The sequence below is a fragment of the Hyphomicrobiales bacterium genome, assembly GCA_002869065.1.
Lineage (GTDB): Bacteria > Pseudomonadota > Alphaproteobacteria > Rhizobiales > Rhodobiaceae > Rhodobium.
On the sequence record PKTR01000005.1, the window covers coordinates 182547 to 202566 of the forward strand.

The following is a 20020-nucleotide window of genomic DNA, read 5'->3' on the forward strand; positions in this document are numbered from 1 at the left end:
GCGGGGAGCGGGGTCGCCTTCGCCTTTACAAGGGTGCGGCTTGCTTGGTAAGAGGCGCGACCGCTTTGTATTAGAATTTGATGAAATAAGGAGCCCCGTCCATGTCCATCGATCGCATGGTGATGGCCTTCGCAGGCGTCGTGATCCTCGCTTCCGTCCTGCTCGCCATCTACGTCAATGTCAACTTCCTGTGGCTGACCGCCTTCGTCGGCGCCAACCTGCTTCAGGCGTCGTTCACCGGTTTCTGCCCGCTCGCCCTGATCCTGAAGAAGATGGGTGTGCGCCCGGGCGCGGCGTTCTAATCACGAACCGCCCCTGAAAAACAAAAACGCCGCGCAAATCCCGCGCGGCGTTTTTTTGTTCCCGGCCCGAACGGGTCAGACCATCAACCCGTCCAGCGCCCGAACGGCGCGGCTTTCGGGGAAGATCGTCTCGGCGAGCGCCCGCTCCGACACATCGAGATGGTCGCGCAATACGCCTTTCAGCACGCTGCGCAGATCGGTCGTCGGCATCAGGTCGCGCTCCTCGAAAAGCGCCTTTCTCGACAAGCCCGGCCAGTCGCTGACCACCCGGCCACCGCGCACAGCACCGCCGAGGACGAAGGCGAGCGTGCCCGTGCCATGATCCGTGCCCTTGTTGCCGTTCATGGCGACGGTGCGCCCGAACTCGGTCACGATGATCACCGCGGTATCGGCCCACACCGGCCGCATCTCCTGGTGCAGCGCGTCGATCATCCCGTCGAGGCCCTCGAGCAGCTGGGCCAGCCGGCCATTGGCGGGCCGTTCGGCAACGTGGGTATCCCAACCCGTCAGATCGAACGCACCGATGCGCGGACCGTTGGCGCCGGCGAGCGCCTTGCCGGCAACACTGCCGGCGACCCGGAAAGTTCTCGCCCGGGCGTTTTCGGTCATCCCGCGCGCTTTGCGCATGGTCTTCGTCACGGCCGCCTCGCCGCCCAGCATATCGTCGAGGTCGAGTCCTTCCTGCATCACGTCGGCAAGCTGCGGATCGACATGGCGGTAGATGTCGAGCAGCCGCATCTTGGTGTCCGGCGACGCATCACTGAAGCCCGGCGGCACCCAGTTCAGCACCGGCGCCTTGCCCTTCATGATCAGCGGCACCTGCGCCCCGATCGCGAACGCCTTTTGCGGCTCGACCGCATCGCCGGGCGTGACAGCCTGCAAGGCCCGATTCATCCAGCCGCTGCCGGTCAGCTTCGGGCGGACATTGCCGCTTTCGAGAATATCCTGGGCATCGAAATGCGACCGTGCGCGATAGGGCGTCGCCGTCGCGTGAACGATCAGCGCCTCGCCCCTGGCATACAGCTTGCCGAGTGTCGGCATCTTCGGATTGAGCGCGAACAGGGAATCGAGCGGAATGCCTTTGATACCCGCCTCGGCCAGCGTCAGCCCCGCGCGCACCCGGGCATAGTCGGGATCGCCGACGGGCTCGACGGTCGACAGCCCGTCGAGACCACCGCGCAGCACGATGGTGAGCAGGCGGGGGTCGCGACCCGGCGCAGCGTGGGCGATGCGCGGCACCTGCGTCCAGGCGACAAGGCTACCGACACCGGCAAGAACCTCTCGGCGATTGACGGAAAAACCGGTCATCCGATTACCTCCTCTGGAACTCGGGGCTCATCAACAGCAATGCCAGCGCCTGCTGGCGGCTTTCGGCACGTCTGAGTGCCTGCGCGGTGTAGTCGGTCAGCGCGGGGCCGAACAGGGCATCGGCCAATTGCCGCACGTCGACGGCTTCGGCCCGTTCCGAGGCAATCTGATCGGCCCAGTCGAGCCGCTCCAGAAGCGCGTCGGCAGCCAGCCACGTCGTGCTGTCATCGGGCCAGCCGGCCGGCGACGGTGGTCCCCATATCGGCTGGCCGAGCAGGTTCAGCGCCCGCACGATCTCGTTGCCGCCCGGTACCCAGTCAAGTGCCCGGCCTGCGGCCACCATCATCTCGTAGGGCGACAGCAGTTTCGACGCCGGCTGCTCCCACAACTCGTCGGCCAGCACCAGCGCGCGGGACATCGACATCAGATCTCCGTCGGTGTCCATGAACAGCGTCGCCAGCCGTTTCGACAGCGCGGGGATCGGCGTGCCATTGCCGAAATAGGCGACGAGCTTGTCGGCGACGTGCCGCGCCGTCGAAGGATGACGGGCGAGATCGTCCAGCGCGGCAACGCCTTTCTCCATCCCGTCCTGATCATAAGTCTTGCCAAGCAGCGGAAACGCGCCCGGCTCATGCCAGTTCTTGTGAAACACGAACTGGCCGCCAAGCGGATGCTTGAACTTGCGGACCGACCACCCGGTCAGGATGCGGGCGAAATTGGTGACGTCGTCCTGGCTGTAACCGCCATCGACGCCCAGCGTATGCAGTTCAAGGATTTCGCGGGCGAGGTTCTCGTTGAGGCCGTTGCCGCCGCGCTGGCCGGCGACCGAATTCGGGCCGCGCGACCGGGCGTTTTCGAGATAGAGCAGCATCGCCGGATGGCGGGCCGACGCATGCAGCATCTCGCGGAAGCTGCCGAGCACGTTGGGCCGGATCGCCTCACGTTCATTGGCACCGGTGAGGACACGAATCCGCCCGCTGTGCTGTGCGGAGACGCAGAAATGATCGGCCCAGAATGTCACCAGACGTTCGACGAACGGCGCCGGCGTACGCACGACCTTGGCCACCCGCAACTCCGCCTCCTGGCGATAGACGCTGAAGGCAGGGTTGTTCGCGCGGGCGAGCTTGCGCTCCATGCGCTGCGCCTCTGCGCTCCTGTCACCGGCTTGCTTACCCTGCATCCCGGCCGTCGCATCGTCACGCCCGCCCTGTTCCCGCTCCATCTGGCGAAAGCCGATGAAGCTCCGATAGAGCGCATCCGAGCCCTGTGTCCGGCTGTCCTCGATCAACGCCACATCCGGATCGTCGCATTGCTGCAACAACCACTCGCGGGCATGGCCGTCGATGGTAAGGGCGTCATTCGCCGACGGCCCCATACCGAAGCGCTTGAGCGCCGTGATCGTCTCGTGTCGGACCATAGGATCTCCTTCCCCCCGCCGCCGGCAGTTCCGGCCCCATCGCTCGGGACCCGCACCAGGACCAGCGCCCGGTCGCTGCCGTGTTCGGTCAGGACATGCCCGATAGATGACGCCGGCGGGCTGAACCGACCATGAATGGCAGAATAACACCGCATTCATGCCGACCCATTCAGGCAATAACCGGGCACCAGGCAAAGAGATATCGGAACCAGGGGCGGGACGCGCAACAGAACGCGATGGCATACCGCGCGGGCCGCACGACACCGGCGTTCAGGCAAAAAAAGAAGCGGCGAACCCGCCGGTCCGCCGCTTCGTTGTTCATCCTGCCGGCATCCGCGCCGGCTAGCCGCGGCTAGCGCTTCAGCTTGCCGATATCGAGGATCTGCAGCACGACCTTTTCGAAGTACGGCTCGGTCGATCCCTTGCGGACCTTGCGCAGGAAGTACTTCTCGAAGGCGATCTTCGCCAGGTGCACCCAGCGGCCGCTCGACGACCAGTTGACGTTGCGCGGCGGGTTCTGCGGCAGCGCCACGAAGGCAATGCCGGTATCGCCGAAGTCAGCGAGGCAGATCGCGTTCCACGTCGCTTCATGCGTCGGCTGCTGGTTGGCGATGATCTCGGCGATGTTGAGCGCCGTCGCCGTCACCATGCTCTCGATCATGTAGCCGGTCTTCGGCACACCGACCGGAACCGGGGTCGATTCGAGCGGCGCGATCGCGATGCAGACGCCGACGCCGAAGATGTTCGGATACTTCGGGTTGCGCTGGTGCTTGTCGACGACGATGAAGCCGCGCGGATTGACCAGACCGTCGATGCCGCGCACCGCGCCGATGCCGCGGAAGGCCGGCAGCATCATCGAGTACTTGAACGGCAACTCGTGCGTCTGTTTCACCGAGCCGTCGTCATTGTGCTCGCTGACATGCATTGTGCCGTCTTCGACCTTGTCGACCTTGGCATTGCAGATCCAGCGGATATGACGCTCGCGGAAGCCCGATTCGAGCAGGCTCTTGGTGTCGCCGACGCCGCCGAGGCCGAGATGGCCCGGATAGGGCTCCGCAGTAACGAAGGTCATCGGCACCTTGTCGCGGAGGCGGCGCTTGCGCAGGTCGGTGTCCATGATCAGCGCGAATTCGTAGGCCGGGCCGTAGCACGACGCGCCCTGAACGGCGCCAACGACGATCGGACCCGGATCGGCGCAGAACTTTTCCCACTTGTTGGAAGCAGAGGTGGCGTGCTCGACGTCGCAGATCGACGCGGTGTAGCCGTCGGGACCGAGGCCCTCGATTTCGTCGAAGGCGAGTTCCGGACCGGTCGCGATGATCAGGTAATCGTAGGCAACGCTGTCGCCGTTCTCCAGCTCGACCTTGTTGTCGTCGGCATGAAGCTTGGTCGCGGCGCTGCAAATGAAGTCGATCTTGTGCTTGCCAAGCACCGGAGCGAGATCGATCGTTATGTCTTTCTTGCTCCGCCATTTCACCGCAACCCACGGGTTGGACGGCGTGAACTGGAAGTAAGGGACCTTGGAAATGACCGTGACCTGATGTTCCCGGCGAAGCGCCTGGCGAACCTCATAGGCCGCGGAGATACCGCCAATGCCTCCCCCGAGCACAACAATATGTGCCATGATGTTTCCTTTCCCCAACTGAACTGTGTTTTTACAAATGCCCCGTCACGGCGAGCATTTGCACACCTTAATGTTCACTACTTTCGAATTCAAACATATACAACAGGAGCATGGGGGTGGACATTCGTCATATCACCACCCTTTTGCCTCTTTTCTCAGAGCTGAAGCTGCGTAAGATTGGAGGCACAAACGCCGATGGCGCATCGCCGCGCGAATTCGGCAGACATTTCGTGAATGGCGCGTCTCGCTACCGCCCAAAAACAACAAACCAAGGGAGCCAGGTCATGGCGGTCGACATCACCATTGATCCCGATACCGTCCGATTGTTCGCCCAGAAGGCACGTGCCATCGCGTCGGCGGTCGACGACACGTTCGAAGACGGTCACGAGCACGAAGTCGAGTTCGACACTCAAAACCTCAGCGACACCCATGCCCACGAAGGTTTGCGCGAGGAAGAATCGGAAAACCTGACCCGCGAAGAGCTCAAGGAACTTATCGACGACCTCAATGTCGACGAAGCCTCCGAGCTTGTCGCCATCGTCTGGATCGGCCGCGGCGACTACGATGCCAATGACTGGGAGAGCGCCGTATCGGACGCTGCCGGCCGGGCGCAGGGGTCGACGTCGCGCTACCTGCTCGGCATGACCATGCTCGCCGACTATATCGAGGAAGGGCTCGACGCCATCGGGCGGTGACCGCCGCCAGCGCCGCCAGCCCTACCCCGCCCCAATGTCGCCTGCCTGGCGAAAGCCCTACCCGTGCAATCCGATTTCGGGTTGCGCCGGCCGGTAAAAGGGGGAACCGGTTTTCGCAACCGCCCGATGCGGAAATAAATTGTTAGAGCGGCGGGACGATGCCGTTCCAAACGCCGTTGCCTGGGGGAGGGATCGACCATGCCGCTGCAAAACCGGGTAACCCCGGCCAATGAGATCATCGCCACGCCCCACCGCGGCCTCATGATGGGCAATCGCGGTATCCTGCACGGAACCGACCGGACACTGGGCGTGGCCCGCTGGACCCATCCGCACTGGATCTCCTGCGTCACCGCTTTCAAGGGCCGGCGACGCGAGCTGATGCGCCCCGGCCGCTACACTGAGCTCTTCTTCCTCGATGAGGCGGTGGCGCTGGCGGCCGGGCACCGCCCCTGCGGCGAATGCCGCCGTGCCGACCTGAAGCATTTCCTAGCGCTGTGGCAGCAGGTTCATGGCGGCGAGATCCCGAAGGCCGGCGACCTCGACCGCCATTTGCACAAGGCCCGCATCGACGGCCGCCGGCGGCGGCAGATCCGCCACACCGCCCCCATCGACGACTTGCCCGATGGCACCTTCATCGCCGGAGATGGGCCGGACGACGCTTTCCTCGTCCTCGGCGACCGCCTTCTGCCCTATTCGCCGGCCGGCTACGGCCCTGCGGAACGGCGCCCGACCGGGGTGCCGGTCTCCGTCATGACGCCACGTCCCATAGTCGCCGCGCTCAACGCCGGCTATCGACCGATCATCCATCCAAGTGCGGGATAACGCCCGTCAGGCGCTGAGCCTGCGAGGTTCGACCTGCGAGCCGAGACCGATGCAATTGCGTCCCGACCGCTTGGCTTCATACAGGGCCATATCGGCGCGCTTGCTGAGTTCCGCCAGCCCCATACCGGGACCGAGCGCGGCAACACCGAAACTCGACGTCACCGAAAAACGCCCCTGATCCGACGAGACCGGCGTTCTCTCGATAATACGGCGAACGGCTTCTGCCTTCTCCACCGCCTGCGCCTCGTCGCAGTCCGGCAGCAGCCAGGCGAACTCCTCACCGCCGATGCGGCCGAACACGCCTTCGCGGCGCGCAAACTGTCCCGCCACCTGGCAGATCACCAGATCGCCGACATCGTGCCCGTAGCGGTCGTTCACCGACTTGAAGTGATCGATATCGAGCATCACGAGCGACAGCGGCCGTCCGCCGCCCTCCTCGATCTCGGCCCGCATCCGATCGAAGAAGAAGCGCCGGTTGTATGCGCCGGTCAGCGGATCGGTCTGCGCCATGCGCAGGATTTCCTTCTGCGTGCGCACCATCCGTTCCGCGGCACGAAGGCGCGCGTTCAGCTCCGCCTCGATCGGCGGCTTGTGAAAAAAATCATCCGCGCCGCTGTCGAGCGCCTCGATCAGTTTGGCGTCCTCGCGATCCGCCGACATGACGATGACATGGATCGGGCCACGGCTTTCCGACAGGACGCGCGCTTCCCAGCACAGCTCCAGGCCACAGATCGTCTTGGTTTCGAAACTGGTGATGATCACATCGACGCCGGGCGTCTTGCGCAGGAACGCAAGCGCTTCCACCCCATCCTGAAAAGGGTGAACCACATCGCCGCGCCGCTCCAGCATCTTGCCAAGAATGCTGAGCCCGACGCGCGAAGGCTCTACCAGCAGTACGTCCATTGCCTTTTGGCTTCCTCGTTTTTCGTTACCGGCAAGTTAGGGGGACACGCTTAATTGCACCTAAAAATACGCATTTTTTCCCACCCCAATCCGCGACACGGTGAACGAAGACTTACCGCCCGGCGTCACGATCGACCGACAAGCCGAAATCGGGATAGCCGGCCGCATCCGCCGCTCGCGGTCCTCGCCACAACGCCCCTTTTCACAATGCCGGACTCGCGCCATATTCGCCCCATGGCCCGATCTCCCAAATCAACCCGCGACGGCAGCACATCCGCAGCGCGGACGGAAACCGATTCCCCGCCCGGCTTCGGTGAAGCGCCACAGGCGCCGCTGACCGGCGAACCGCTCGGCGGCGCGATTTCGGAGTGGGCGCGCGACATCGCCGAGGCAGCCGATGCGCCGGAAGACATCGCCTCGCGGCCGGCGGCCAAGAAGGCGAGCAAGCCGAAAAAAGCCGCCGATAAGCCCGTCAAGACGGCGCGCGGCACCTCGATGGGCGGCAAGGCCACCGCCAAGGCCCGCGCCAAGGGCGGCCTCAACCCGGTCGCCGGGCTCGACGTATCCCTCGAGGACGCCGGCAGCATCTCGAATGCCGGCGTGACGGCCACGGTCGACGCCCTGTCGAAGCTGATCGAGCATGGCCGCCCCGAACTGCAGGGCGACGTGTGGAAGCCGCACCGGCCGGAACGGCCGCAAAAATCCGAAGGCGGCGTGCCGATCCGGCTGGTCTCGGAATTCGAACCGCGTGGCGACCAGCCCCAGGCGATCGAGGACCTGACCGCCGGCATCAACGATGGCGAGGCGACCCAGGTGCTGCTCGGCGTCACCGGTTCGGGCAAGACATTCACCATGGCCAAGGTGATCGAGGCGACCCAGCGCCCGGCGCTTATTTTGGCGCCCAACAAGACACTCGCCGCCCAGCTCTACGGCGAGTTCAAGCAGTTCTTCCCGGACAACGCGGTCGAGTATTTCGTCTCCTATTACGACTACTACCAGCCGGAAGCCTATGTCCCGCGCACCGACACCTATATCGAGAAGGAATCCTCGGTAAACGAGCAGATCGACCGCATGCGCCACTCGGCGACGCGCGCCGTGCTGGAACGCGACGACGTCATCATCATCGCCTCGGTGTCGTGCATCTACGGTATCGGCTCGGTCGAGACCTATACCGCGATGACCTTTGCCATCGAGGTCGGCGAGCGCATCGACCAGCGGCAGCTGCTCGCCGATCTGGTGGCGCTTCAATACCGCCGCTCCGACGCCAATTTCATCCGCGGCACCTTCCGGGTGCGCGGCGACACCATCGAACTGTTCCCGGCCCACCTTGAAGACCGCGCCTGGCGCGTCTCGCTGTTCGGCGACGAGATCGATTCCATCGTCGAGTTCGATCCCCTCACCGGCAGGAAGAGCGGCGAGCTGAAATCGGTCAAGGTCTACGCCAACTCGCACTATGTGACGCCGCGCCCGACGCTCAATCAGGCGACCAAGGCGATCAAGGAAGAGCTCAAGCACCGGCTCGCCGAACTCGAGGCTGCCGGCCGCCTGCTCGAGGCCCAGCGCCTCGACCAGCGCACCCGTTACGACCTCGAAATGCTCGAGGCGACCGGTTCCTGCGCCGGCATCGAGAACTATTCGCGCTACCTCACCGGCCGCAAGCCGGGCGAGCCGCCGCCGACCATGTTCGAATACCTGCCCGACAACGCGCTGGTCTTTATCGACGAAAGCCACGTCACCATCGGCCAGCTCGGCGGCATGTATCGCGGCGACTTCCGTCGCAAGGCGACGCTGGCGGAATACGGCTTCCGCCTGCCATCGTGCATGGACAACCGGCCGCTGCGGTTTGAGGAATGGGACGCCATGCGGCCGCAGACGACCTGCGTCTCGGCGACACCAGGCGGCTGGGAAATGGACCAGAGCGGCGGCGTCTTCGTCGAACAGGTCATCCGCCCGACCGGCCTGATCGATCCGCCTGTCGAAATCCGCCCGGCCAAGACCCAGGTCGACGACCTGCTCGGCGAGGTCAAGGACACCGCCAGGGCCGGCTATCGCGCACTCGTCACCACGCTGACCAAGCGCATGGCCGAGGATTTGACCGAATACCTGCACGAACAGGGCGTGCGGGTGCGCTACATGCACTCCGACATCGACACCATCGAGCGCATCGAGATCATCCGCGATCTGCGGCTCGGCGCCTTCGACGTGCTGGTCGGCATCAACCTGTTGCGCGAGGGGCTCGACATCCCCGAATGCGCGCTGGTCGCCATTCTCGATGCCGACAAGGAAGGCTTCCTGCGCTCGGAAACCTCGCTGATCCAGACCATCGGCCGTGCCGCCCGCAACGTCGACGGCCGGGTGATTCTTTACGCCGACAACATGACCGGCTCGATGGAACGGGCGATCGCCGAAACCGACCGCCGGCGCGAGAAGCAGGTCGCCTACAACACCGAGCACGGCATCACGCCGGAATCGGTCAAGAAGGCCATCGGCGACATTCTCCACTCGGTCTATGAGCAGGATCACGTCACCGTCGACACCGGCTTCGCCGAGGATGGCGGCGCGCTGGTCGGCCACAATCTGCAGGCCCATATCGCCGATCTCGAAAAGCGCATGCGCGACGCCGCCGCCGACCTCGAATTCGAGACGGCCGCCCGGCTGCGCGACGAAATCAAGCGGCTGCAGGAAACCGAGCTTGCCGTCGCCGACGACCCGATGGCCCGCCAGGCGGCGATCGACGACCGCACCGGCGGCTATCGCGGCGACAAGAAATACGGCTCCGCCGCCAATCTCCCGAGCAAAGGTTCAGGAGCGAAGAACCGGGCCGCAGGCCCGCAAGCCCGACCGGGCGCCGGCGCTGATGCGCCGCCCCGGCGGAGGTCAGCGAGCGATAGCGAGCGTTCGACCGTGAGCGAAAGCCAACTCAGCCCAAGCAAGAAGGTCCGCAAAAACACACTCGACGAAATGACCATCGGCCGGACGGAGAAGCCCCTCGGCGGAGACAATCCTGCGCCAGTGCGCCGCCACCAGGTCGGCACAGGGTCCTATGAAGATCCCGCCGACGAGAAGCAGAAGAAGCGCGGCAAGGGCAAGACCGGACGACCGGGGCGCTGACCCATACGTCAGGCAGAGAAATACGCACGAAAGCGTCGGCGGCGCCCTCTATACGGCCGGAAATTCATTCCACCTCCGGGTAGAATTGTGCGCCGCACAAAGTTTAGCCCCCTCACTTCCGGATGCACTTGAATCGTTTCTTCGCAAGCGCAAGATTTCTTGCTCGCACATGCGAGATTGGCTTGCGAAAACCGTATCCTTTTAGCGTTTTTCTTGAATTCAACCATGGCTTTGGCGGGCAACACGTCGAAGAGGATTGAATTAGTAAATTAGTATATGTTAATATTCGCGTCTGCCGTCCGATGGGCGGCCAGTGTGCCTCGCTCATCGGGTGTCGACGGACCGGCCCGCCGGTCGACGGTTTCGCAACGCGTCATATTTCCGCGCAGCATCGAAACCCCGTTCCCGTCCCGTGTATCGAGAAATCCGCTGGCCCCGGCGACAGCGGGCGTGTGCAACGCCGCCCGAGCCGAGAACATAAACGTTCGCCGATGCCACCCGTCATCAATGCGGGGGCACGCGACACGAGGGGGAGAGACAGCCGGTGGCGACAACCTACAAGGCCGATGCGCCCATCCCGACCGAGGACCGGTCAGGCGAACGCCGGGTCAATACGACCTGCTACATGTGCGCCTGCCGCTGCGGCATCCGCGTCACCATCAAGGACGGCAAGGTTCGCTACATCGAGGGCAACCCCGACCACCCGCTCAACAAGGGCGTGATCTGCGCCAAGGGTGCCTCCGGCATCATGAAGCAGTATTCGCCCGCCCGCCTGACCCAGCCGCTGAAGCGCAAGGCGGGCGCAGAGCGCGGCACCGGCCAGTTCGAGGCGATCAGCTGGGAGGAGACCTTCTCGATCCTCGAGGAGCGCCTCGGCGAACTGCGCGCCACCGACCCGAAGAAATTCGCCCTGTTCACCGGCCGCGACCAGATGCAGGCGCTGACCGGCCTGTTCGCCAAGCAGTACGGCACGCCGAACTACGCCGCCCATGGCGGTTTCTGCTCGGTCAACATGGCGACCGGCATGATCTACACGATCGGCGGCTCGTTCTGGGAATTCGGCGGTCCCGACCTCGATCGCTCCAAGCTGTTCATCATGATCGGCACGGCGGAGGATCACCACTCCAACCCGATGAAGGTCGAGCTGTCGAAGTTCAAGCGCAACGGCGGCCGCTTCATCGCGATCAACCCTGTGCGTACCGGCTATGCGGCGATCGCCGACGAATGGGTGCCGATCAAGCCGGGCACCGACGGCGCCCTGTTCCTCGCGCTGATCCACGAGATCATCGAGATGGGCCTCTATGACCGCGACTTCCTGACCAAATATTCCAACGCCGGCGAACTGGTGAACCTCGATGAGGCGTCGTCGGAATACGGCATGTTCGTGCGCACCGAGATCCCGGTCGAGGAAGGCTGCTTCGACCCGCAGAACAAGCTGTGGTGGGACCGCAAGGCCGACAAGCCGGTCATCACCCACACCGAGGGCGTCGATCCGCGCCTGCTCGGCGAATTCACGCTGAAGGACGGCACGCCCGTCAAGCCGGCCTTCCAACTGCTCAAGGAACGTGTCGCCAAATACACCCCGGAATGGGCCTCCTCGATCACCGGCATCCCGGTCGAGACGATCCGCCGGCTGGCGCATGAAATGGGCGTCGTCGCCCGCGACCAGAGGATCGAACTGCCGATCGCCTGGACCGACGCCTGGGGCAACGACCACGACACGATCACCGGCAACCCGGTGTCGTTCCACGCCATGCGCGGCCTCGCCGCCCATTCGAACGGCTTCCAGACCATTCGCGGCCTGTCGATCCTGATGTCGCTGCTCGGCACCATCGACCGGCCCGGCGGCTTCCGTCACAAGGCGCCGTTCCCGCGGCCGATCCCGCCCTGCCCGAAGACGCCGACCCACCCGGCCGCGGTCAAGCCGAACACGCCGCTCGACGGCATGCCGCTCGGCTGGCCGGCCGACCCGGACGATCTGTTCGTCGACGATGACGGCGAGCCGGTGCGCATCGACAAGGCATTCTCCTGGGAATATCCGCTGGCGGCGCACGGCCTGATGCACAACGTCATCACCAACGCCTGGCGCGGCGACCCTTATAAGATCGACACCCTGTTCCTGTTCATGGCCAACATGGCCTGGAACTCGACGATGAACACCTCGGCCGTGCGCGACATGCTCACCGACAAGGACGAGAACGGCGAATACAAGATCCCGTTCCTCGTCGTCGCCGACGCGTTCCAGTCGGAAACCGTCGCCTATGCCGATTTGGTGCTGCCCGACACGACCTATCTCGAGCGCCACGACGTAATGTCGATGCTCGACCGGCCGATCTCGGAATATGACGGCCCGGTCGACTCGGTTCGCATCCCGGTGCTGCCGCCGACCGGCAATTCCAAGCCGTTCCAGGAAGTGCTGATCGAGCTCGGCTCGCGGCTGAAGCTGCCCGCCTTCGTCACCAAGGACGGCAAGCGCAAGTTCCGCGACTATCCCGACTTCATCGTCAATTTCGAGACCGAGCCGGGTTCCGGCATCGGCTTCCTCGCCGGCTGGCGCGGCACCGGCGGCGAGAAATCGCTGCGCGGCGAACCGAACCCGCGCCAGTGGCAGATGTATGCCGACAACAACAACCACTTCCATTATCACCTGCCGCGCTCGTACCAGTACATGCGCAACTGGAACCGCGGCTATCTCGACTGGGCGCAGCGCAACCGCCTGACCCGCTACGCCGAGCCGATCAACATCCACCTCTATTCCGAGGTGCTGCAGAGCTTCCGGCTCGCCGCCCAGGGCAAGACCATCGGCCGCCAGCCGCCCGAGCGCCTGAGGAAGCGCGTCGAGACCTATTTCGACCCGCTGCCGTTCTATTACGAACCGCTCGAGGCGCAGCAGACAGACACCGCCAAGTATCCGCTGACCGCGCTGACCCAGCGACCGATGGCGATGTACCATTCATGGGACTCGCAAAACGCCTGGCTGCGTCAGATCCACACCCACAACTACCTCTATGTGAACCCGAAGATGGCGCAGGGCCTCGGCATCGAGGACGGCGACTGGATCTGGGTCGAATCGCAATGGGGCAAGGTGCGCTGCATGTGCCGCTTCTCCGAAGCGCTCGAGCCGGGCACCGTGTGGACCTGGAACGCCATCGGCAAGGCCGCCGGCGCCTGGAACCTCGACAATGACGCCAACGAATCCCAGAAGGGCTTCCTGCTGAACCACGTCATGTCCGAGGAACTGCCGCCCGACCCGACGACCGGCTACCGCTTCTCCAACTCGGATCCGCTGACCGGTCAGGCCGCCTGGTTCGACGTGCGCGTGCGCATCTTCAAGGCCGATGCCGGCGAGGCCAAGCAGAGCTATCCGCAATTCAAGCCGATGCCGGTTCTCCCCGGCGTCTCCAAGCGCCCGAAGATCTGGCAAACCCTGTTCGGTTCCGGCAAGGACGCCGGCACGAGCGCGTAAAGGAGGACGGCCCCATGACACAGCTAGCCCTCATCATCGACCTCAATGTCTGCGTCGGCTGCCACGCCTGCGTGACCTCGTGCAAGGAGTGGAACACCGGCGGTCTCGCCGGCCCGCTGTCGGACCTGCGCCCCTACGGCAAGGACCCGACCGGCACGTTCTTCAACCGCGTGCAGACCTTCGAGGTCGGCGAATACCCGAACACCGAGACGGTCCACTTCCCGAAATCCTGCCTGCATTGCGAGGAGCCGCCCTGCGTGCCCGTGTGCCCGACCGGCGCCTCCTACAAGCGCAAGGAAGACGGCATCGTGCTGGTCGACTACGACAAGTGCATCGGCTGCAAATACTGCTCCTGGGCCTGTCCTTACGGCGCGCGCGAGCTCGACGAGAACCAGAAGGTGATGAAGAAGTGTACCCTCTGCGTCGACCGCATCTATGACCAGGCGCTGCCGGAAAAGGAGCGCAAGCCCGCCTGCGTCCTGTCCTGCCCGACTAGCGCCCGCCTGTTCGGCGACATCCACGACCCCGAATCGCAGGTGTCCAGAGCGATCCGCGAGGACGGCGGCTACGAGCTGATGCCGGAATGGGGCACAAAGCCGGCCAACCACTACCTGCCGCGCCGCAAGACCCGCATCCATCTGCACGAAGACGAACTGGTGCGCTCGGACAATCCGCTCAAGAAAGAAGAGCCGCAGCCCAAGCCCGCCTTCAACGAGCCGACGTCAGACGACGTCATGACCTGGTAACCAGAGAACGGAGACAGACCCATGCATCCGGCTTTTTCCGTGATCTTCCTCACCGTCCTGATGGGCATCGGCCAGGGTATCTACCTCGCTATGCTGACGGCCGAGATCTACATCTATTTCGACCTGCTGCCCGAGCTGCCCGACAACGTTTTTTACGTCATCGGTTCGGTGTTGGCCGCGCTGTTCCTGGCCGGCGGCCTTGCCGCCTCGTTCGCCCATCTCGGCCGCCCCGAGCGGGCCTGGCGAGCGGCAGCGCAATGGCGCACCTCGTGGCTGTCGCGTGAAGTCCTTCTCGTGCCGGCCGTCGTCGGCGTCGTGCTGATCTACGGCCTGCTCTATTTCTTCGACTGGAACCCGGTGCTGATCGATCGCGTCGACGCCCCGCCGGTCCGCCTGTCGCTGATCATCGCCTCGCTCGGCACGCTGCTGTCGTTCGGCCTGTTCGTCTGCACCGCGATGATCTACGCCTGCGTCAAGTTCCTGCAGGAATGGCACTCGCCGCTCACCGTGATCAACTACATCACGCTCGGCGGCGCATCGGGCTTCGTCTTCACCGCGGCCTACGCGTCCTTCGTCGCGCCGGAGCTGACAAGTTTCTACGGCGGCTGGGCCATCGTGATCACCGTGGTGGCGCTGATCACCCGCGGCGCCTCGCTGATCCGTAACGCCCGCCTGAGGCCGAAATCCTCGCCGCAGACCGCAATCGGCGTGCATCACCGCAAGATCGTGCAGAAGACGCAGGGCTCCATGGGTGGCTCGTTCAACACCCGCGAGTTCTTCCATCACCGTTCGGCGATGTTCCTGAAGTCGCTGCGCTGGATCTTCCTCGCCAGCGTCTTCGTCCTGCCCATCGTACTTGTCGGCACCGGCATCGCCACGGGCCTGCACGAGCCGTTCATCGTCGCCTTCGCGATCCAGTTCCTCGGCCTTCTGGTCGAGCGCTGGTATTTCTTCGCCGAGGCGAACCACCCGCAGAACATCTACTACCAGTCGATCGCCTAGCGAGTGTGACCCCGCGAACCTCTCCTGGAGGGCCGGCATCGGGGAATGCCGGCCCTCTTTTTTGCCAAGCGTGTTCCCAAAAAGGGGGAACCGGTTTTTGGACAAGAACTCGCGCCACAAAAGAACCCCCTCGCCGGGCTGGACAAGCCGCCCCATATTCGGGCATTGCCGGACAACGGAATTCACACGCACGAAAGGGAGCGGCGCATGGCCTACTGGCTGTTCAAATCGGAACCCAACACCTGGTCCTGGGACGATCAGGTGAAACAGGGCGACGCGGGCGAAGAGTGGGACGGCGTGCGCAACTACCAGGCGCGCAACAACATGCGCGCCATGAAGGTCGGCGAGCGCGGCTTCTTCTACCATTCGGTCAACGAGAAGCAGGTCGTCGGCATCATCGAGGTCGTCGCCGAGGCGCACCCGGATTCCAAGACCGACGATCCGCGCTGGGAGTGCGTCGACATCAAGGCCGTCGCGCCCTTCGTCACCCCGGTGACGCTCGACGACGTCAAATCGCACCCGCAGCTCGAAACCATGGTGCTGGCGACCAATTCGCGCCTCTCCGTGCAGCCGGTGAGCGACGAGGAATGGGCGATCATCTGCGCCATGGGCGGTGTCGACCCGGACAAGATCTGACCGGCACCCGCCCCTTTTCCGGGTGGACCCACATGAGGTCAGTCGGCAACGCGAACGCACGACCGTAGGCGTAAAGAATTGACTTGCGAGCGGCCCGTTTTGCGTATCACTTCGAACCCGTAGGGTTCGCAAGCGCGACTGCGCGTCGCCCGGTCAGGGCGCGCCCGCATGAGGTCAGTGAGCGAAGCGAACGCACGACCGTGAGCGAACAGAAATGAACATCTACCACGCCTTCGTCAGCCTGAAGCCCGGCACATCGGATACGGCCTTTGCGGATGCGCTCGCCACCTATCTCGATGCGCTGAAGGCCGACGGCAAGCTCGCCGGCTGGCGGTTGATGCGCCGCAAGCTCGGCCTCGGATCGGCCGATCTCGGTGAATTCCACATCATGATGGAAGTGGAGAACCTGGCGCAGCTCGACGATGCCTTTTCGCTGGTCGCAAGCCGCGCCGGCACGGTCGAGGCACAACACCACGGCGTCAACAGCATGGTCGCCTCGGCGAGCTTCGCGCTCTACCGCGATTTCCCCGACCCGGTGCGAAAACGCGGCGAAGAAAAGTTCTGACCCCACGGAAAAGGCGCGCGCGGAATGACCGATATCCTTTCTCCCATTCCGCCGCGCACCGTCGACCGGCGCGCCTTCATCCTGAACAACACCGCGCTGCAGCCGGTCCCGCACGCCCCTGAGATCCGCCTTCACCTCGCCGACGAGGCGACCGAGCTGTGGTCGCGCACCGAAGAGGAACTCGGCGAACTCGGGCTACCGCCACCGTTCTGGGCCTTCGCCTGGGCCGGCGGGCAGGCGCTCGCCCGCTTCATTCTCGACCACCCCGACACCGTCGCGGGCAAGCGTGTGCTCGATTTCGCCTCCGGCTCCGGGCTCGTTGCCATCGCCGCCTGCATGGCCGGCGCGGCAAGCGTCACGGCAATCGATATCGACGCCTTCTCCGCCATCGCCATCGGCGTCAACGCCGCGGCCAACGGCGTCGACATCACCGTCGACCATGCCGACGTCCTCGGCACGCCGACGGTCGGTTTCGACGTCATCCTCGCCGGCGATGTGTTCTATGAAAAGCCGATGGCCGACCGTGTGCTCCCCTGGCTGTCCGCCGCCGAGCGGTTGGGCACTCTATGCCTCGTCGGCGACCCAGGCCGCGCCTACCTGCCGAAGGATCGTCTCGACCTCTGCGCCACCTATTCCGTGCCGACGACGCGCGAACTCGAAGACAGCGAAGTCAAGATGACCAATGTCTGGCGCCTGAAAGCCGCCGCCGGCAGTCCCGACCTCACGCCGCCGGGCAAAGCGGCAGCATGACCGCCGCCGCCGCCCTCATCGCCCGCTTCGCTGGCAGCCGCCTGCTCGCCGCCTCAACGCTCGGCGATCCCGATGCGCAAAGCGTGGTGCTCGGCGAGGGAGCGGACCGGCTCGACGTGGTCGTCATCCGCGTCGGCGGCGCGATATCGGCCTTCGTCAACGAGTGCCCGCATGCCTTCACCACGCTGGAGACGTTCGACGGGCAATTCCTCGACCGCGAAGATCCCGACATTCTGGTCTGCTCGACCCATGGCGCCCGCTTCCGACGTGGCGACGGGCTTTGCGTCGCCGGCCCCTGCCGCGACAAACGCCTGATCCCGGTTCCCCTGCATATTGCGGACGGCGAAATCGCCATTGCCGCGACGTCGCGCTAGGTGCGGGAAAAACCGCCCTACCAAAGTTCGACCAACGAAGCGTGGATTTACGCGCTGAGCGCCAGCATAATGCGCGCTGAATGAATTCGCCGCCGCAAAGGCGCGTCGTAGGGAATTCGTCTGGGAGGAATAGTATGCATAACGAAGTTTTCCCGGTTCCGGCGGAAATCGCCGAACGGGCTTATGTCGACAACGACAAATACCTTGAAATGTACAAGCAGTCGGTCGAAGACCCGGCAGCTTTCTGGGGCGAGCACGGCAAGCGTCTCGACTGGATCAAGCCCTACACGACGGTCAAGAACACGTCGTACGATTACGACAACGTTTCCATCAAATGGTTCGAGGACGGCACGCTGAACGTCTCGGCGAACTGTATCGACCGCCACCTCGCCACCCGTGGCGACCAGGTCGCGATCATCTGGGAAGGCGACAGCCCGGAAGACGACGAAAAGATCACCTACCGCCAGCTGCATGAGCGCGTTTCGCGCCTTGCCAGCGCGATGAAGGACCACGGCGTCAAGAAGGGTGACCGCGTCACCCTGTACCTGCCGATGATCCCGGAAGCCGCTTACGCGATGCTCGCCTGCACCCGCATCGGCGCCGTGCACTCGATCGTCTTCGGCGGCTTCTCGCCGGATTCGCTCGCCGGCCGCATCGAGGACTGCGGTTCCAACTTCGTCATCACCGCCGACGAGGGCCTGCGCGGTTCGCGCAAGGTGCCGCTGAAGGCCAACACCGACCGCGCGATCGAGATCGCCGAGGGTGACGGCGCCAAGGTCGACAAGGTGTTCGTCGTGCGCCGTACCGGCGGTGACGTGAACATGAAGGAAGGCCGCGACGTCTGGTATGACGAGGCGGTTGCGGCCGCGTCGCCGGACTGCCCGCCGGAAGAGATGAACGCCGAAGACCCGCTGTTCATCCTCTACACCTCGGGCTCGACCGGCAAGCCGAAGGGCGTGATGCACACCACCGGCGGCTACCTGCTCTATGTCGCGATGACCCACCAGTATGTCTTCGACTACCATGACGGCGACGTCTACTGGTGCACCGCGGATGTGGGCTGGGTCACCGGCCACAGCTACATCGTCTATGGCCCGCTCGCCAACGGCGCCACCACGCTGATGTTCGAAGGCGTGCCGACCTATCCGTCCCCGGCCCGTTTCTGGGAAGTGGTCGACAAGCACAACGTCAACATCTTCTACACCGCGCCGACCGCCATCCGCTCGCTGATGGGCGCCGGCGACGAGCACGTCACCAAGACCAGCCGCAAGTCGCTGCGCATCCTCGGATCGGTCGGTGAGCCGATCAATCCGGAAGCCTGGATGTGGTACCACGAGATCGTTGGCGACAAGCGCTGCCCGATCGTCGACACCTGGTGGCAGACCGAAACCGGCGGCATCCTGATCACCCCGCTGCCGGGCGCCACGGCCCTGAAGCCGGGCTCCGCGACCCGTCCGTTCTTCGGCATCCAGCCGCAGATCGTCGACGCCGAGGGCGTCGTGCTCGAGGGCGCGACCGAGGGCAACCTCGTCATCGCCGACAGCTGGCCGGGCCAGATGCGCACCGTCTATGGCGACCACGAGCGCTTCGTGCAGACCTACTTCGCCACCTACAAGGGCAAGTACTTCACCGGTGACGGCTGCCGCCGCGACGAAGACGGCTACTACTGGATCACCGGCCGCGTCGACGACGTCATCAACGTCTCCGGCCACCGCATGGGCACCGCGGAAGTCGAATCCGCGCTGGTCGCCCATCCCAAGGTCTCCGAAGCCGCCGTCGTCGGTTACCCGCACGACGTCAAGGGCCAGGGCATCTACGCCTATGTCACGCTGATGGAAGGCGAGGAACCGAGCGACGAGCTGCGCAAGGAACTCGTCACCTGGGTCCGCAAGGAGATCGGTCCGATCGCCTCGCCGGATCTCATCCAGTGGGCGCCGGGCCTGCCGAAGACCCGCTCGGGCAAGATCATGCGCCGCATCCTGCGCAAGATCGCCGAGGACTCGTTCGACAACCTCGGCGACACCTCGACGCTGGCCGATCCGGGCGTCGTCGACGACCTGATCGACAACCGCCAGAACCGCTAAAACGCGCTCAGTCGAAAAGGTTCGGCAAACGCCGCAAAAACAAAAGGTCGGAGAGCAAACTCTCCGGCCTTTTTTGTTGTCCACCTGCAGGACGCCCTCGCGGGGCGGCGCCATTCGAGAACCGCACACGAGGCACAGCCTTATCTCTTCTCGCTCCCGTCATCCTCCGGCTTGACCGGAGGATCGGCCGGCAAGACGCACGTCCCCCAATTTGA

General features: G+C 64.4%; 16 protein-coding genes. 12 read left to right on the plus strand and 4 right to left on the minus strand.

Translation table 11 applies throughout. The annotated features are described in order from the left end of the window. Positions 1–101 precede the first annotated feature (101 nt). Entirely contained in the window at positions 102–302 is a 201-nt protein-coding gene (locus tag C0606_14845) for a DUF2892 domain-containing protein (protein ID PLX36551.1), read from the plus strand. A 75-nt stretch (positions 303–377) separates the two neighbouring features. On the opposite strand, the gene C0606_14850 is transcribed toward C0606_14845, so the two are convergent. The 3 genes from C0606_14850 to C0606_14860 form a co-directional block, all read right to left on the minus strand. Next, entirely contained in the window at positions 378–1610 is a 1233-nt protein-coding gene (locus C0606_14850) for a hypothetical protein (protein PLX36552.1), read from the minus strand. Positions 1611–1614: 4 nt separating this feature from the next. After that, positions 1615–3270: a hypothetical protein gene (locus C0606_14855; GenBank protein PLX36553.1), complete on the minus strand. Its 1656-nt coding sequence runs from the start codon at positions 3268–3270 to the stop codon at positions 1615–1617. Positions 3271–3379: 109 nt separating this feature from the next. After that, positions 3380–4651 (minus strand): pyridine nucleotide-disulfide oxidoreductase, encoded by a 1272-nt coding sequence (locus C0606_14860; GenBank protein PLX36554.1) that lies wholly within the window; start codon positions 4649–4651, stop codon positions 3380–3382. Positions 4652–4935: 284 nt separating this feature from the next. Between C0606_14860 and C0606_14865 the strand changes: the two genes are divergently transcribed. Both C0606_14865 and C0606_14870 read left to right on the plus strand, forming a co-directional pair. Beyond that, a complete protein-coding gene (locus C0606_14865; protein PLX36555.1) occupies positions 4936–5346 on the plus strand; it encodes a hypothetical protein in 411 nt (136 codons plus the stop codon). Between the two features lie 198 nt (positions 5347–5544). Then, positions 5545–6168, plus strand: coding sequence for a hypothetical protein (locus tag C0606_14870; protein ID PLX36556.1), 624 nt, complete (start codon positions 5545–5547; stop codon positions 6166–6168). 6 nt (positions 6169–6174) lie between these two features. On the opposite strand, the gene C0606_14875 is transcribed toward C0606_14870, so the two are convergent. Beyond that, the gene (locus C0606_14875; GenBank protein PLX36557.1) at positions 6175–7071 is read right to left on the minus strand and encodes a diguanylate cyclase response regulator; all 897 of its coding nucleotides are present in this window, start codon (positions 7069–7071) and stop codon (positions 6175–6177) included. Positions 7072–7305: 234 nt separating this feature from the next. On the opposite strand from C0606_14875, the gene C0606_14880 reads away from it, so the two are divergent. From C0606_14880 to acs, 9 genes are all read left to right on the plus strand, one after another. Further along, complete coding sequence (locus tag C0606_14880) at positions 7306–10182, plus strand: excinuclease ABC subunit UvrB (protein ID PLX36558.1); 2877 nt, start codon at positions 7306–7308, stop codon at positions 10180–10182. Positions 10183–10807: 625 nt separating this feature from the next. Beyond that, the gene (locus C0606_14885) at positions 10808–13648 is read left to right on the plus strand and encodes a formate dehydrogenase (protein ID PLX36621.1); all 2841 of its coding nucleotides are present in this window, start codon (positions 10808–10810) and stop codon (positions 13646–13648) included. Positions 13649–13662: 14 nt separating this feature from the next. Next, positions 13663–14394 carry a ferredoxin gene (locus C0606_14890; GenBank protein PLX36559.1) on the plus strand — a complete coding sequence of 244 codons (732 nt, stop codon included), beginning with the start codon at positions 13663–13665 and terminating at the stop codon, positions 14392–14394. A 21-nt stretch (positions 14395–14415) separates the two neighbouring features. Then, on the plus strand, positions 14416–15396 hold the full coding sequence (locus tag C0606_14895; GenBank protein PLX36560.1) for a DMSO reductase: 981 nt from the start codon (positions 14416–14418) through the stop codon (positions 15394–15396). A gap of 207 nt (positions 15397–15603) precedes the next feature. Then, positions 15604–16032 carry an EVE domain-containing protein gene (locus tag C0606_14900; protein PLX36561.1) on the plus strand — a complete coding sequence of 143 codons (429 nt, stop codon included), beginning with the start codon at positions 15604–15606 and terminating at the stop codon, positions 16030–16032. A 214-nt stretch (positions 16033–16246) separates the two neighbouring features. Next, on the plus strand, positions 16247–16597 hold the full coding sequence (locus C0606_14905) for a hypothetical protein (protein ID PLX36562.1): 351 nt from the start codon (positions 16247–16249) through the stop codon (positions 16595–16597). 24 nt (positions 16598–16621) lie between these two features. Continuing rightward, positions 16622–17347 (plus strand): nicotinamide N-methylase, encoded by a 726-nt coding sequence (locus tag C0606_14910; GenBank protein PLX36563.1) that lies wholly within the window; start codon positions 16622–16624, stop codon positions 17345–17347. Further along, a complete protein-coding gene (locus tag C0606_14915) occupies positions 17344–17721 on the plus strand; it encodes a hypothetical protein (protein ID PLX36564.1) in 378 nt (125 codons plus the stop codon). The genes C0606_14910 and C0606_14915 overlap by 4 nt, the downstream gene beginning before the upstream one ends. A gap of 134 nt (positions 17722–17855) precedes the next feature. After that, entirely contained in the window at positions 17856–19805 is a 1950-nt protein-coding gene (gene acs / locus C0606_14920) for an acetate--CoA ligase (GenBank protein PLX36565.1), read from the plus strand. Positions 19806–20020 lie beyond the last annotated feature (215 nt).